Annotated in this window: 11 protein-coding genes; 9 read left to right on the top strand and 2 right to left on the bottom strand. The window is 35.6% G+C overall.

The window, feature by feature from the left end; translation table 11 throughout:
• Positions 1 to 297 precede the first annotated feature (297 nt).
• Both ACO05K_RS18915 and ACO05K_RS18910 read left to right on the top strand, forming a co-directional pair.
• The gene (locus ACO05K_RS18915) at positions 298 to 2,430 is read left to right on the top strand and encodes a DPP IV N-terminal domain-containing protein (protein WP_421945964.1); all 2,133 of its coding nucleotides are present in this window, start codon (positions 298 to 300) and stop codon (positions 2,428 to 2,430) included.
• Between the two features lie 99 nt (positions 2,431 to 2,529).
• Positions 2,530 to 3,207, top strand: coding sequence for an NAD-dependent epimerase/dehydratase family protein (locus tag ACO05K_RS18910; RefSeq protein WP_421945963.1), 678 nt, complete (start codon positions 2,530 to 2,532; stop codon positions 3,205 to 3,207).
• Positions 3,208 to 3,317: 110 nt separating this feature from the next.
• Here the strand turns inward: ACO05K_RS18910 and ACO05K_RS18905 are convergent, their stop codons facing one another.
• A complete protein-coding gene (locus ACO05K_RS18905) occupies positions 3,318 to 3,497 on the bottom strand; it encodes a hypothetical protein (RefSeq protein WP_421945962.1) in 180 nt (59 codons plus the stop codon).
• 393 nt (positions 3,498 to 3,890) lie between these two features.
• On the opposite strand from ACO05K_RS18905, the gene ACO05K_RS18900 reads away from it, so the two are divergent.
• The 3 genes from ACO05K_RS18900 (at position 3,891) to ACO05K_RS18890 (ending at position 6,621) form a co-directional block, all read left to right on the top strand.
• Positions 3,891 to 4,352 (top strand): hypothetical protein, encoded by a 462-nt coding sequence (locus ACO05K_RS18900; protein WP_421945961.1) that lies wholly within the window; start codon positions 3,891 to 3,893, stop codon positions 4,350 to 4,352.
• Positions 4,353 to 4,566: 214 nt separating this feature from the next.
• Positions 4,567 to 6,267: a glycoside hydrolase family 3 protein gene (locus tag ACO05K_RS18895; RefSeq protein WP_421945960.1), complete on the top strand. Its 1,701-nt coding sequence runs from the start codon at positions 4,567 to 4,569 to the stop codon at positions 6,265 to 6,267.
• Between the two features lie 147 nt (positions 6,268 to 6,414).
• A complete protein-coding gene (locus tag ACO05K_RS18890; protein WP_421945959.1) occupies positions 6,415 to 6,621 on the top strand; it encodes a hypothetical protein in 207 nt (68 codons plus the stop codon).
• Positions 6,622 to 6,694: 73 nt separating this feature from the next.
• Here ACO05K_RS18890 and ACO05K_RS18885 read toward each other — a convergent pair whose 3' ends face one another.
• Entirely contained in the window at positions 6,695 to 7,228 is a 534-nt protein-coding gene (locus ACO05K_RS18885; RefSeq protein ID WP_421945958.1) for a thioredoxin family protein, read from the bottom strand.
• Positions 7,229 to 7,339: 111 nt separating this feature from the next.
• Between ACO05K_RS18885 and ACO05K_RS18880 the strand changes: the two genes are divergently transcribed.
• From ACO05K_RS18880 to ACO05K_RS18865, 4 genes are all read left to right on the top strand, one after another.
• Positions 7,340 to 7,996, top strand: coding sequence for a TatD family hydrolase (locus ACO05K_RS18880; protein WP_421945957.1), 657 nt, complete (start codon positions 7,340 to 7,342; stop codon positions 7,994 to 7,996).
• A gap of 52 nt (positions 7,997 to 8,048) precedes the next feature.
• Positions 8,049 to 8,843 carry a tRNA threonylcarbamoyladenosine dehydratase gene (locus ACO05K_RS18875; RefSeq protein WP_421945956.1) on the top strand — a complete coding sequence of 265 codons (795 nt, stop codon included), beginning with the start codon at positions 8,049 to 8,051 and terminating at the stop codon, positions 8,841 to 8,843.
• A 130-nt stretch (positions 8,844 to 8,973) separates the two neighbouring features.
• Positions 8,974 to 12,210 carry a UvrD-helicase domain-containing protein gene (locus ACO05K_RS18870; protein ID WP_421945955.1) on the top strand — a complete coding sequence of 1,079 codons (3,237 nt, stop codon included), beginning with the start codon at positions 8,974 to 8,976 and terminating at the stop codon, positions 12,208 to 12,210.
• A 7-nt stretch (positions 12,211 to 12,217) separates the two neighbouring features.
• Entirely contained in the window at positions 12,218 to 15,082 is a 2,865-nt protein-coding gene (locus ACO05K_RS18865) for a PD-(D/E)XK nuclease family protein (RefSeq protein ID WP_421945954.1), read from the top strand.
• The last annotated feature ends 89 nt before the right edge of the window (positions 15,083 to 15,171 follow it).

Below are 15,171 nucleotides of genomic sequence, written 5' to 3'. Positions count from 1 at the left end.
AGTGCACCTTTCCGACTAGCTTTACCTATGGCTGCTCCGATTGCTATTGCTTAGCTATCCGAGGATACTCCCATAGTAGTATATTAAAACTGCGTTTTAAGGGATATGCAAGCAACCCCCAAGCAATAAGCAATAGCTTAAGGATATGAAATAGCCATCAAATGACTAATCTTTAAAGGCTAAAAATTATCAATATTCAATTCAGAGCTACTCGGATATCAGATTTTGTATTATTATTGATAAATTAATATCAAATGCTAAAACAGTTTTAATTTTATCGCAAAGAACAAACAAAAAATGAATAAGTATTTATTAAGCGTAACTGCTGTGGCAATGGCTATTTCGGCTCAGGCACAGCAAAAAAATGCTTTTACCGTTCAGGATTATGAACGTGCTGAAAGTTTTATGAGTTACAACACAGAAAAATTTATCGATGGTGGTAATGTTAGACCAAACTGGCTGGATGGCGATAAATTCTGGTATTCTGTAAAGTTTAATGGCGAAGAAAAAACTTATCTAGTCAATCCTTCAACAAAAACAAAAACCCTAACAACAGATTATAAATCAAGCAATTCGCCTCAAACTCCACGCAGAGGAAGAGGAGAAGTCTTATCACCGGATGGAAAAAAATCAATCTTAATTAAAGATTATAACTTATATGTTAAAGATGTTGCTTCGGGTAAATTAACACAATTAACAACCGATGGCATTAAAGATTACGGCTATGCAACAGACAACGCAGGCTGGAAACACAGCGAAGGTGCAATACTTCGCTGGTCGCCTGATTCGAAGAAAATTGCAACTTTTCAACAAGATCAACGCAATACAAAAGACATGTATTTGGTGACCACAAATGTTGGTTCTCCAAAATTAGAAGCGTGGAAATATCCTTTACCTGGCGATAAAGAAATACCAACAATAAGACGTGTAATTATTGATGTTGAGCAGCCAAAAGTAATTTCGTTAAATGTTGCGCCAGATCCACATCGTGCTACTTTGAGCGATGACATTTCGAGTAGTGGCACTTTTGATGATATTGATTGGAAAGCAGATGGTTCTGAAGTGGCTTTTGTTTCAACATCAAGAGACCATAAAATTGAAAAATTTCGCATTGCAAATGCAACAACTGGTGCAGTGCGTGAGGTTTTTGAGGAAGTAGTTAAAACGCAATACGAATCTGGTCAAGGCGCAATAAACTGGAGGTATTTACCTGCATCGAAAGAAATTATCTGGTATTCAGAAAGAGATAACTGGGGGCATCTTTATTTATACGATTCAACAACCGGAAAAGTTAAAAACCAAATTACAAAAGGTGAATTTGTTGTTGCAAGAGTTGTAAAAGTTGATGAGAAAACCCGTACAATTTACTTCGTAGGAAATGGCAAAGAACCTGGAAATCCATATTTCACACATCTTTATAAAATTGGATTTGATGGTAAAAAATTAGTTTCGCTAACACCAGAAGAAGGAAATCATGTTATTAGTTTTTCTCCATCAGGAAATTATATTTTAGATACTTATTCTCAACCAAACGTTCCATCCGTTACTGTTTTAAGAGATTTAAATGGTAAGCTTATTAGCACTTTAGAAAAAACAGATGTAACAAGACTGGCTGCAACGGGCTGGAAAGCTCCTACTCCAATTACCGTAAAGGCGCATGATGGTAAAACTGATATTTACGGTTTAGTTTTCACGCCAACTAAAATGGAAACTGGAAAAAAATATCCGGTTATCGATTACATTTATCCTGGTCCGCAGGGCGGAAGTGTTGGTAGCTGGGCTTTCGCAGCATCCCGTGGTGATAACCAGGCTTTAGCCGAATTAGGTTTTATTGTGGTAGTAATTGAAGGTACAAGCAATCCAGATCGCTCTAAAAGTTTCCACGATATGAGTTATGGAAATATGGCAGAAAATACACTTCCTGACCAGATCACGGCAATTAAACAACTTGCAGCAAAATATCCGATTGATACAACGAAAGTTGGAATTTGGGGACATTCAGGTGGTGGTTTCGCAACTGCTGCAGCAATGTTTCGTTATCCCGATTTTTTCAAAGTTGGTATTTCTGAATCAGGAAACCACGACAATAGAAATTACGAGGACGATTGGGGCGAGCGATACAATGGTTTAGTTGAAAACGCTGACTACGAAGCACAGGCAAATCAAAATTATGCTAAGAATTTAAAAGGCAAACTAATGCTTGTGCATGGTATGATGGATGATAACGTTCCGCCTTACAATACTTTGTTAGTGGTAGAAGCACTTGAAAAAGCAAACAAATCTTTCGATTTGGTTATTTTCCCGAACAGTGCCCACGGTTTTGGTGCTTATTCGCCATATATGATGAGAAGAAGATGGGATTATTTTGTTCAGAATCTTTTGAATGCAGAACCGCCAAAAGATTACCAAATGAAAGGTCCGACAAGATAATTTACACAAAGGATAGCCCAAAAGCTATCCTTTTTTATTTACAACAAAGTTGAAGCAAAACAAAGATTAACTTTAGAGGTTGATGTTAATAAAATTACCATGGGAAAAACGAGATCAGTAAATAATGTAATTATAACCGGAAGCACCGGAATGGTTGGCGAAGGTGTTTTAATAAGGTGTTTAAATAGTCCTGAAATTGATTCGGTTTTAGTGATTAACCGTAAACCTTGTGGTTACACTCATGCTAAGCTTAAAGAAATTATCCATAAAGATTTTTTAGATTTTACACCAATTGAGGAACAGCTTAAGGGATATAATGCCTGTTTCTTTTGCCTAGGAATTACTTCTGTAGGTGCTGATAATGATACTTATTACAAAATGACTTACACTTTAACCTTACATATTGCTGAAATATTATCAAAGTTGAATAGTGATATGACCTTTTGTTATGTTGCTGGCAGTGGAACCAATTCAGACGGCAAATTAAATTGGCAAAAAGTAAAGGGTAAAACTGAAAATGATTTAATGAAACTTCCGTTTGAGCAGGTTTTTAATTTCAGACCAGGTTTTATAAAACCAATTGAAGGACAAAAGTTTGCCCACAAATTTTATAAATATGTAAACTGGATGTTTCCTATCGGAAGAAAGTTTTTCTCAAATGGATTTTGCACAATGATGGAACTTGGAGATGCGATGATTAATACATTAAGCCATAACAATGAGCGAAAAACATTGGAGGGCAAAGATATTATAGCTTTGGCTAATGAGCCATCTTAGGTATGGAAAATGTAAGAGGGAAGACGGATGATGTGAAGGAGAAAGTGTAAGGATGGAAAATGTAGAATAGAACTCTTAGCTCATCTTACATTTTCCATCTTCCATCGTAACTATTTTTTATTGTCGTATTTACGCTGGTCATCTTTATTCGAGGTTTGATCTGAACGTTGACCGCCGCCATTTGTTATACCTTGAATTTTCTTATCAATTTTAACATCGTGGTTTGCCCTGTCGGCAATAGAACTTCCCTGAACTGTAGGGTTATTCTTTGGTGTATTTACATTTTTCATGGTTAAAAATTTTAGTTTAACATTTATTGTAAAGCGCTATTATATTAACCGTTTATTCTCAATTATGTTTTTATAGTTATTAAATCCTTTACTGTTTTATGGTTTTTTAATAAAAATTTTTAAGTTAGATAAACCATTTAACCTCTCAATCGATGAAAAAATTAACACTAGAATTCGATAACTCTAGTCTTTTTGTACGCCGATTGTGCATCAATTGTTACTTCGACCGTTCACTACCATTTTTTTTACCAGCAATGCCTGGTATATTAATTTGCTAATATGCTCTGTTGGGGTTTCCAGCATACTGGATATTATAATATCAAAAAGGGTTTAAGTCCTTTGAAGCGATAGTAATAGTTAAATCAAGATTAGCAGGTCAATTATAATAATGTTATGAAAAGAATAATCATTGCAATCTTCATATTAAGTTTTCCAATATTTTCATGCACTACCCGAATTCACAAGTTAAAATTTATCACGCTGAAGCAATTTGACTATGCTAAAGAAATTGAAGGGAAGTTTGGTAGCAAAGATTCTATGCGAGGAGTTCATTATGTTGTGCAAAATTATCAAAGTAAAAACAAATCTGAACACCAAATTGACAGCTTCGTAAATACATTTATTTCCAAAATACCCAAAGGAATAATGCATTATAACCTAGTATTCTATAAAGAATCATCCAAAACAAATGTCAAGCACTTGAAAGTACACCCCCGCGACCTCGTTAGATATTCTCAAGATAATGATTTAATATATATCTATTATTGGAATATGAATCGGCCACTTATTAGGAATATATGGGAAAATGGGGAGATTATCGAGCCTAAATCTGATGTAATTGTAGAAGAACCTTAACACAGTTTTAACGGAATTTTTAAATAGAACACAAATTGTAAAAACATATCGAAATATGCGGATGCAATTGTCAATATTTATTGAATGTTCTTTTTCAATTTACACTCAAGAATCTCACAACGTTAACTTTTAAAATGTATTAAATCGATTACTTGGATTGGTTTTTGTTTTATTAGCTGATAACTTATTAATTTAGCCGCTACAACAAAACACCGTGAAAAAGAATTTAATAACACTTATAACCATTTGCACGCTGGCATTTTCTGCAAGCGCACAACAAATTACCTACCTAGAAATGCTGGCTAACCAACCAAAATGGGTTGATTCGGTATTTAAAAAATTAAACAGAAGGGAAAGAATTGCCCAAATGTTCTTCGTTAGGGCGCATACCAATTTAGGCCAGAAATATACCGATTCGGTTGGTATGGTGATTAAAAAAGAACAGCTTGGCGGCGTAATATTTTTTCAAGGCGGGCCAGTTAGGCAGGCAATGGCAACTAATGCTTATCAAAAGGTTAGTCGCGTACCTTTAATTGTAGCGAATGATGGAGAATGGGGTTTAGGGATGCGCTTAGATAGTACAATTTCTTACCCATACCAAATGACTTTAGGTGCTATTCAAAACAAAGAACTGCTTTATAAAATGGGTTTGGAAGTTGCGAAAGATTATAAGCGTTTGGGCATGCAAATGAATTTATCGCCCGTTGCTGATATTAACAATAACCCGAAAAATCCGGTTATTAATTACCGTTCTTTTGGCGAAAATAAATTTAATGTTGCGGTAAAAACCGGCGCTTACATGAAAGGAATGCAGGATGGTGGTCTGTTAACAACATTAAAGCACTTTCCTGGTCATGGTGATACAGATGTAGATTCGCATTATGATTTGCCGCAGCTAACTTTTAGTGCAACCCGTTTGGATACTTTAGAAATTTATCCTTTTAGAGAATTGATTAAGCAAGGTGCATCGGGCATAATGATTGCCCACATGAATATTCCATCGTTAGATACTACAAAAAATCTACCATCTACGTTATCAAAACCAATTGTAACCGGTATTTTAAAGCAAAAACTAGGCTTTAAAGGTTTAATTATTTCGGATGCGATGGATATGAAAGGCGTTGTAAAATATTTCAAAAATGGCGAAGCCGATTTAATGGGCATAATTGCTGGTAATGATATTTTAGAACTTTCGGAAAATAGCGACAGAGCTATTCACTTGATTAGAAAAGCTGTTCGTCAGGGTAAAATTGACATGAAAGCGATTGATGAAAGTGTTAGAAAAATTTTAACGGCTAAATATTGGGCAGGTTTAGCTCAAAAAGATACTGTTGTTACTAAAGGTTTAACCGCTGGAATTAATCGCAACGCTAGTAATGCGCTTGTACAGGAGTTAGCAAATGCTTCTGTTACGATGTTAAAAGGTAAAGATTACATTAAAAACTTGATTCCGATTAGAAGAACCGCAATTATTAGTATTGGCGTACCTTCGGTAACGAAGTTCCAGAAAGAGATTTCGAAAGGTTTTTACAACTCGGTTTATTATGTTTTAGATAAAGATGCGAGTGCAACACAAATCTCGAATGTAGCAAGAGAAATTGCTGCTTTTGATCAGGTTATTGTTGGTATTCACGATAGTCGTTCCAGACCAGCAAATAATATTCAGCTAAATGCAGGTGTTAAGAATTTTATTAAAGATTTATCGACCAGAAACACAGTTTTTGCCTTATTCGCCAATCCATATAATCTTGCAGGTTTGCCAGGTTTAGAAAACAGTAAAGGTTTAATTGTTGGTTATCAGAAAGAAGATTACATGCAAATTTCTGCAGCCGCAGTTATAAATAACAGATTAGTGCCTACCGGAAAATTACCTGTAAGTATTTTGCCAAATTACAAGTTTGGTGATGGGATGTAAGGCTTAACTGTATTGAAAAAGAATTTAGCCACAGATTCGCAGATTAATTAGATAAAAATAATCTGCGAATCTGTGGCTTTCTTTATTGATATAAAATTCAAAACAATTTCGCTCTTTAAATCATTATCTATTTATAAACTTAAAGTTATGATAGACCCAAAAGACGAAGATTATTCGAATGACCCAAATGATGCTTTACGCAGGGAAGACGACACAGAAAACATAAACGAAGTGGATGGCGATACGGCCAACATAGAACATGATAAAGATATGTTGGAACAAGCTGATGAAGCTTCGAGACCATCTTACGAGTTAAATGTTGATGATTTAAAAGAAGATGATTCTGAAGATTAAAAAAAAGCCACAAATTAACAGATTTAACACCTGAGAATTTGTGGCTTTTCACTTTAATTTTTAACCTTTTACCTTATTTAGCTTTTGGTTTATACGTTTCTGGATCTACTGCTGCAACAGTCCAGCCCTTTAAAAAAGCATTGATTTTTTTAACATCATGCCCTACTTTGCGTTTGCCATTAGCTCCAATTTCCTCCGATTCTAAATACGCAGAATTTTGAATATGCAACACCTTTCCTTTTCCGTCTAGCACCACAAAAACCGGATAACCAAAACGATTTGGAAAACCAAGATATTTCATCGCTTCATCGTTATGGTGGTCTTTATCCCAATTCACTAAAACATATTCGAAATTATCGTTTATGGTTTGTTTTAAAACAGCAGTTGTATCAACCAAATTATGAAAAGCGATGCACCACGTACACCAATTACCACCAACTTGTACCAATACATGTTTGTTAGCTTTAGCAGCCTTTTCTGTAGCAGTTTTTAAATCTGCCATTGCGTTCGCTTCAGGATTATAAATGTGAACACCTTCTTTTTTAGCCTGTCCAAAAGCGGTAGCCGAGATAAACAGAACTGTTAATATTGTTATTATTTTTTTCATGATTTTAATAATGATGAGGCAAAAATAGCAAAGACTACTAACTTTATAGATTATCAATCCTATCTTTTACAGAAGGAATACATTTTTGCAAAAGCTTATCTTTGGTTCTGAATGGATTTTTTAGATATACATACTCACAAAACTTCGCAACAGAAAGGAGTAATTAGTATTCAAAGTTTATCGCTTACAAGCGATATTTTTCTTGCAATGCCAAAAACAAAACCCATTTCAATCGGTCTGCATCCTTGGTACGCATCTACAGAGAAACTTGAAATTCAATTGAGATATTTGGAGGTGTTAGCTAAACAAAATAATGTAAAATTGATTGGCGAGTGCGGTTTAGATAGGCTTAAAGGCGAAAACCTAGAAAATCAGATTTATTTTTTAGAGCAGCAGATATTAATAGCCGAAAGGTTAAACAAGCCACTAATATTGCATTGTGTAAAAGCATTTGCAGAATTGATAGAAATTAAAGATAGGTTGAAAGTCAAAGTGCCGATGATAATTCACGGTTTTAACAAAAATGAAGAACTTGGTAATCAACTAATAGCAAAAGGTTTTTTGCTTTCCTTTGGAACAGCAATTTTGAAAGAAAATTCTGGCGCAGCCAAATTGATTCAGCAGAGCGAAAACTTTTTCCTGGAGACCGATGATGCTGAAATTTCAATCGAAGAAATTTATCAAACCTCAGCTAATTTAAAAAAATGTTCGGTTGATGAATTGAAAGCACTTATTTTTGCAAACTGGAATAGATTAAATTTGCTATAACCGTTTTACCTTCAGTTTTTTACTTTTTACTTTACACTTTTTACTTTAAAAAATGTCTGATACAAGCTGGCTTTCACGCTCCGCCCTTTTAGTTGGGAATGATGGAATTGATAAACTTCAAGCCAAACACGTTTTAGTGATTGGTTTAGGTGGCGTAGGTTCTTTCGCTGCCGAATTTATTTGCCGTGCTGGTGTTGGCGAAATGACCATTGTTGATGGTGATGTGGTAGACCCGACAAACAGAAACCGACAGTTACCTGCTTTGGCTACCAATCATGGCGTAAGTAAAGCGGCAATTATGCAAGAGCGTTTGTTGGCTATCAATCCGGAGTTAAAGCTTCATGTTGTAAATACTTTTTTAACGCCAGAGAAATGCAGAGAAATTTTGGAATCGAAATTCGATTACATTATGGATTGCATTGATAGTGTGATGCCGAAGATAACTTTGCTTTCTACTGCTTTAGAAAAAAATATCCCAATTGTGAGTTCTATGGGCGCTGGTGGTAAAATGGACCCAACGCGATTAAGAATTACCATGCTGCCCGATACATATCAATGTGTTTTTGCAAGTTATGTACGTAAAAGATTGAACAAACTTGTTGGCGCCGATAAAATAAAAGCGGTTTTTTCTACCGAAGAAATGGATAAAAGCTCTATGATTATGACCGATGGCAGTAATTTTAAACGCTCTGCCTACGGAACAATTTCTTATCTTCCGGCAGCTTTTGGTGGCACTTGTGCATCGGTTGTAATTCGCGATTTATTGGGTTTAAAAATAGAAATGGCCGAACGCCCTGCAAGAATTAGCCATAAAACTCTGTTAAAGAGAAAAAAGAAAAGCAAATAAATTTATTTGGTTCGTGGGGACACGAACCAAGGCACAAAAGCAAATTAGCTTATTATCACATTGTGGATATCCTGATTTCGGGAAAATTTTAAATTGTTGTAAGTTTAAAATTCCGAAACGAAATCATTTTATGCCTCAACCCCTCAAAATTCTTCAAGCTTCTGCCGGTTCTGGTAAAACGTTCAGTTTAACTGCACATTACCTTACTTTGCTTTTTTCTGGCGAAAATAAATACCGAGAAATTTTAGCCGTAACCTTCACTAACAAGGCTACCGAAGAAATGAAATCTCGGATTTTAGAGGTGCTGGTTGGTTTAGCTCAAGGAAATCCATCAAAAAAAATTGATGATTATCGGAAGTTGGTTTTAGAAGCCTATCCTGAGCTTGATGCAGAAAATTTAAAACTAAAAGCCGATAAAATCTACCGTAAAATTCTTCACGATTACAGTCGTTTTTCGGTGAGCACCATTGATGGCTTTGTGCAAAAAGTAATCCGTGGTTTTGCTTTTGAGTTAGGTTTAAATGCCGATTATAATTTAGAAATGAATTATGATAAGGTAAAAGATGACTTGGTAAACAAACTTGATGAAGCTTTAAATGACAATAAACAGCTTTTACAATGGATTATCGATTTGGCCATTGAACGCATCAGCGATAACAAAAGCTGGAATTATAAAATTGAATTGTATAATCTGATTGGAGAAATTTTCTCCGAACGTTTTCAGATTTTCGAATCTGCTGTGGAAGAATTAGGCCTCGAAAACATCGATGAACTTTTCAAAAAATACATCAGCGTTACCAAAGATGAAATCAAAAATTTTGAAAGTGAAATTATACAGCTGGCCAAAGATGCACATGAGGCGCTTGAAGTTTTAGGTGTAGAAACCGACCAGCTTAAAGGAAAATCCCGCAGTCCGCTTACTAAATTAATTGTAGTTGCCCGTGGCGATTTTTCTAAAATAGATTCGATTTTCAACATCATTGATGAACCTGAAGAATGGTTTCAAAAAAATGCAAGCGTAGTTGAAGCCTATGATACCATAAACCCGATTCTTCAGAAAATTAAAACGCATTATCAATCCCGTTTACCGAATTATCAGCTTGCCATTGCATTTAATAAAAACCTTTATTATTTACGTTTAATGCAAGAAATTGCCGTATTACTGAAAGAATATAGGGCAGAAAATGATAACCTTTTAATTAGCGATGCGCAGAAATTAATTTCTGGCATTACGGAAGATGCAGGCGATAATCCTTCCTTCATTTGGGAGAAAGTGGGTAACCGATATCGCAATTTCTTGTTTGATGAATTTCAGGATACTTCGACAAGCCAGTGGGGAAGTTTTAAATCGCTTTTAACCAATGCCATTGCTACACCAAGTTTAGATTTAACCGACCATTTAATTGTTGGCGACACCAAACAATCTATTTATCGCTGGCGCAATGGCGATTGGAACATCTTACATAAACATGCCAAATTAGATGTTGGTGCGCATAATGTTATCGATGATAGTCTGGAAGAAAACTATCGCAGTACAGAGAACATCATTACCTTCAACAATTTCCTGTATCGGTCTATCCCGATTACCTTACAAAATGAGCTAAATCAGAATTTAGAAAGCAAACCTGAAAATATTTTGGCCTGGTGGACGGCCCAAAACTACAACTCCATTATTACTGACATTTACGCAGGCTCTACCCAAAATTTTGCTGCTAATACAGGAAAAGGTGGAACAATAAAAATTAAAAAATTCAGCAAAGAAAGTGCACCAGATGAAGCTCGCTTTTCGGAGACCGTTTTTCGTGATATTGCCTTGAATGACGTTATTGATGAGATTTTTCATTTAAAAAACGAACAGAATTATGCGTTGAAAGACATCGCCATTTTAGTGCGTTCGAATAGCGAAGCCATGCTTACCGTTCAGAAACTAATGGAACAAAAACTTCCCGTTCTATCTGGAGATGCTTTGCTGATTTCGAACAATTCTGCCGTTCAACTCATCATCAACACCTTAAAAACCTTGATTGGTTTGGATGCGCAAACGGCATTGTACAAAGCCAATTGCATTGCGCTTTATCATTCCTTACACGAAAAAGAAGCCAATGCAAATCATTACTTAAACCTAAATAATGTTTCTTTAAGTACACTATTTAATGTTTTACCAAAATCGCTTTGCGAAAACTGGCAATCTTGGCTACAACTTCCATTGGCAGAATTGGTAGAAATATTAGTTGAAGCTTACGATTTAAAAAACCTGAATCAACACCTTCCCTATTTATTGGCTTTTAGAGATTTAACCGCAAACGCAGGGAAATTAGGCGAAAAAGGAATCATTTCATTTTTAACCTGGTGGGATGAAGATGGCGTTAAAAAATCGCTACCATCGCCCGAAGGTGCAGATGCCATTCAAATTATTACCATTCATAAATCAAAAGGATTGGCTTTTAGGGCAGTTTTTGTACCATTCTGCAACTGGGAAGTGAAAGGCAAAACGAACTCCACTTTTTGGGTTTCATCAGAAGATACTGTTTACAAAGAACTTCGTGGAATCCCATTAAAATACAATAAAGATTTAGCCGATTCATCCATCGCGAAAGCCTATTACGAAGAATTGCTTTACAACAATATGGATGCGTTAAACATGCTTTACGTAGCCACAACGCGGTCGAAAGATTTCCTTTACATTTCTACGATGGGCAAAGCCGAACCAAAAGGCAATAAAGAAGTGAGTTTATCAAACATGGGCGATGTAATCAATTTTACTTTTGATGAGCAGTTCGATGAAAATGGCGTTTATGAAATTGTGGATTATGTTAAGAGTGAAAATAAGATTGAAGAATCAAATTTCATTAATTTAAAAAGTTACCCAACCACAACCCGTTTATCCGAGCTTTACATTCCATCAGAAGAAAAGCATTTAAAACACCTGGTTAACATTGAAAAATCAGGAAGGAAAGGCTCTTTGCTTCATGATATTTTAGCAGGCGCTACTACAGAAAAAGGTGTTGATGATTACACTTCAAACCTGGTTTTACAAGGCATTATTAAAGAAGAAGAAAAGCAAAAACTCATTGATTCGGCACTGGAAGTTTTAAATCATCCAGAGCTTAGGGGAATTTTGAATAAAGCAACAGAAAGTATTGTAGAGAAGAATATTATCGATGCGGAAGGTAAACTTCATCGCCCAGACAGGGTTTTGATAAACTCAGATGAGGTGATTATTCTGGACTATAAGTTTACACTTGAAGAAAGCGATAAACACATCCAACAGGTAGATAGTTACAAGATTTTACTTGCTGAAATGGGTTATAAAAACATCAAGACTTATTTATTTTACGCAGTTACAGGCAAATTGAAATTAGTATAACATGCAGATGAAACCATTTTTACAAGAAGTTGCCGAAGATTTAGTGACCAGATTTGGAAATCAGCTGGATAATTGCGCTATTGTTTTTAACAATAAACGCCCGGCAACCTATTTGCAGAAACACTTTGCAGATATAATCGGAAAGCCGTTTTTCAGTCCTTCGTTTTTTACTATTCAGGAGTTTTTTGCATGCTCTACCAATTATAAAATTGCCGATTTCTATTTGCAGTTTTTTACGCTTCATAAAATATACAACCAACTATTAGCTGAAGAAAAGCTGGATACCATTTCCAGTCATAAGTTTTTTCCATTAGCCAAAATTATTTTAAGTGATTTTAACCAGATTGATGCAGATTTAGTTGATGCGGAGAAGTTATACCGCGATTTAGAAGACATTTCAGTTATCAACCAAGATTTTGATTATTTAAGTCCGGAGCAATACCAGTTTCTTGCTCAATTCTGGACATCCTACTCGGAAGGGAAGCACAAAAAACAGCAGGAATTATTTATAAAAATGTGGCGGAGGATGCCAAAGCTTTATCATAAATTCCATGTCACGCTTAAAGAACAAGGTTATTTAACCAATGGCTCGGTTTATCGCCATTTGGCCGATGACATTACCAGTCACCAGGAATTTATTTCAAATTTCGATAAAGGCAAAATTATTTTCGTTGGTTTCAATGCCTTAAGCAGCGCCGAAGCAAAGATTTTTACCCAGTTACAGGAATCAGAAAAAGCACTCTTCTATTTTGATGCAGATAGCTATTATCTGGATGATGCTTCGCAGGAAGCCGGTTTATTCTTAAGGAAAAACCTAAATCTACTTGGCCTTAAAAATGAATTTTCAGAGCGAGAAAGTTTGATGAAAACCGGACAACATGATGTAAATGTTTTCAAAGTTCAGGGCCAATCGGCTCAGGCAAAAATCCTGAATAATATTTTAGAAGAAGATTATTTAGATGCCGAAGCGGTTGGCAAAACCGTTGTGGTTTTAGCCGATGAAAGTTTGCTGATTCCAACTTTACAAACCATTCCTACAAGTTATAAGGATTCGGCAATCGACCTGAACGTAACGATGGGTTTTGCTCTATCAACCTCAAGCATTTTTGGTTTGGTCGATTTATGGTTAACCAGTCAGCTGGAAGTTTTGCAAGGCGACAAAGTTAGCTACAAAAACGTAGAAGCATTTTTAACGCATCCGTTAACAGGTTTAACGCAAAAAATGCGTGATAAGATTTTAACAGCCTTGTTGCAAGAGAACCAGGTTGAAATAGACCATACCCGTTTGTTAAGGCAAAGTGGTTTATTTGAGGTTTTCTACAAAAAAATCGAAAATCCACAATCGGTTGTAACCAATTTATTGGATATTTTAGATTTTGTTTTAACAAGATTATCGAATGCAAAAACGCTTAAAAAAATCGATGCAGAACTTTTTGTAAAGACCATTCAAGAACTAAATCGCTTGCACGATACGTTTAATGCGCATATAGGCAAAGAAGAAATTCCTTTTGTAATTTATTTGGTTCAGAAATCGCTGCAAGCCATTGCAGTCCCGCTATCAGGCGACCCATTAAATGGAATTCAGGTGATGGGTTTACTCGAAACCAGAAATCTGAACTTTGATAAAGTGGTTATTTTAGGTTTTAATGAGGGAATTATTCCAAAATCTTCCATCGGAAATAGCTTTATTCCAGATTCTATTCGCAGGGTTTATGGTTTGCCTGTATTGGAAAATCTTGATGCCATTTCATCTTACATGGTTTACCGATTGATGCAAAGGGCAAAGAACATCAACTTTGTTTATAACAGCTTAACGGATGAATCAACATCAGGCGAAGCCAGCAGAATTTTGAAGCAACTTGAATATGAAAGTGGTTTCAATTTCACTTACAATGAGCTAAACCTCGAAGTAAAAACAGAGGAATTTAAAGAGATTCAGATTGAGAAAACGGGGAATGCCTTTATTCAGGAAACGCTGCAAAAATACCTCGATAAGAAGAAAATTTTATCGCCATCGGCTTTAACGCAGTATATTTCCAATCCGATTGATTTTTTCTTTAACTATATCGCCGGCATTAAAGAACCTAAAGAAATTAGTGCCGTTGTAGAGGCGAATGAAATTGGTTCCATTTTACACAAAGTGATGGAGTATTTCTATCAAGATCTAAAAAGCGCAGAAATTACCGAGGAAAGAATTAAAGAAAGGAAAAAATTAGTGCCTCAACTCATTCAAAAAGCCTTCAATGCGGTCATGTTTAACCATCCTGACAAGGTGATGGAATATAAGGGAATGCAAAAAGTGATTCTCGCTATTGTTGATGCTTATGTAAATATTATTCTGAATCAGGATATTTCGCAAACACCTTTTATCATTATCAGTCTGGAGCAAAAAGTAGAAGCCGAAATCAGCTTCCCGTTAAATGGTAAGGAAGAAAGTGTTAAAATCTTTGGATATATTGATAGAGTGGATGTTAAGGACGGGATTACAAAAATTGTAGATTATAAAACCGGAAGCGATAAACTGGTTTTCAAGGATGTTAATGAACTTTTCAACTCGGATGGAAAACACATTAATAAAGCATTGATTCAGACCTTGCTTTATACCTATGCGTATGAGCAATCGGCAGGGAAAAATTGTGTAGAACCAAATTTATATATCGTTAAAACCATGAACGACCCGATTTATGGCGGCGTTTGGTTTAAATCAAATCGTCAGGTTTTAAAAGGCGAATTTCTTGAAGAAATTAAACCTTTGTTTTTGGCCCGGTTAAGAGAAAAACTCGCCGAATTATTTGGTGCTCCATATTTCAAAGCCAGCGAGATTCCTGATAATTATAAGTACTCGATTTATAAAACATTGTTCGGGAAGTAGGTTTTTAACCGCAAAGGAAAAGAAGGAAATACGCAAAGAATACCAAGCTTAGAGCCAATCCGTCAACTCATCGTCATTGCGAGGCACGA

Source organism: Pedobacter sp. (assembly GCF_965227205.1).
Classification (GTDB): Bacteria; Bacteroidota; Bacteroidia; order Sphingobacteriales; family Sphingobacteriaceae; genus Pedobacter.
This window is presented reverse-complemented; position numbering and strand designations above follow the sequence as displayed.

What these genes read in the sequence shown, in the direction of transcription:
- ACO05K_RS18915 (WP_421945964.1), top strand. Translation starts at nt 298, where the DNA reads ATGAATAAGTATTTATTAAGCGTAACTGCTGTGGCAATGGCTATTTCG.
- ACO05K_RS18910 (WP_421945963.1), top strand. Translation starts at nt 2,530, where the DNA reads ATGGGAAAAACGAGATCAGTAAATAATGTAATTATAACCGGAAGCACC.
- ACO05K_RS18905 (WP_421945962.1), bottom strand. Translation starts at nt 3,497, where the DNA reads ATGAAAAATGTAAATACACCAAAGAATAACCCTACAGTTCAGGGAAGT.
- ACO05K_RS18900 (WP_421945961.1), top strand. Translation starts at nt 3,891, where the DNA reads ATGAAAAGAATAATCATTGCAATCTTCATATTAAGTTTTCCAATATTT.
- ACO05K_RS18890 (WP_421945959.1), top strand. Translation starts at nt 6,415, where the DNA reads ATGATAGACCCAAAAGACGAAGATTATTCGAATGACCCAAATGATGCT.
- ACO05K_RS18885 (WP_421945958.1), bottom strand. Translation starts at nt 7,228, where the DNA reads ATGAAAAAAATAATAACAATATTAACAGTTCTGTTTATCTCGGCTACC.
- ACO05K_RS18880 (WP_421945957.1), top strand. Translation starts at nt 7,340, where the DNA reads ATGGATTTTTTAGATATACATACTCACAAAACTTCGCAACAGAAAGGA.
- ACO05K_RS18875 (WP_421945956.1), top strand. Translation starts at nt 8,049, where the DNA reads ATGTCTGATACAAGCTGGCTTTCACGCTCCGCCCTTTTAGTTGGGAAT.
- ACO05K_RS18870 (WP_421945955.1), top strand. Translation starts at nt 8,974, where the DNA reads ATGCCTCAACCCCTCAAAATTCTTCAAGCTTCTGCCGGTTCTGGTAAA.
- ACO05K_RS18865 (WP_421945954.1), top strand. Translation starts at nt 12,218, where the DNA reads ATGAAACCATTTTTACAAGAAGTTGCCGAAGATTTAGTGACCAGATTT.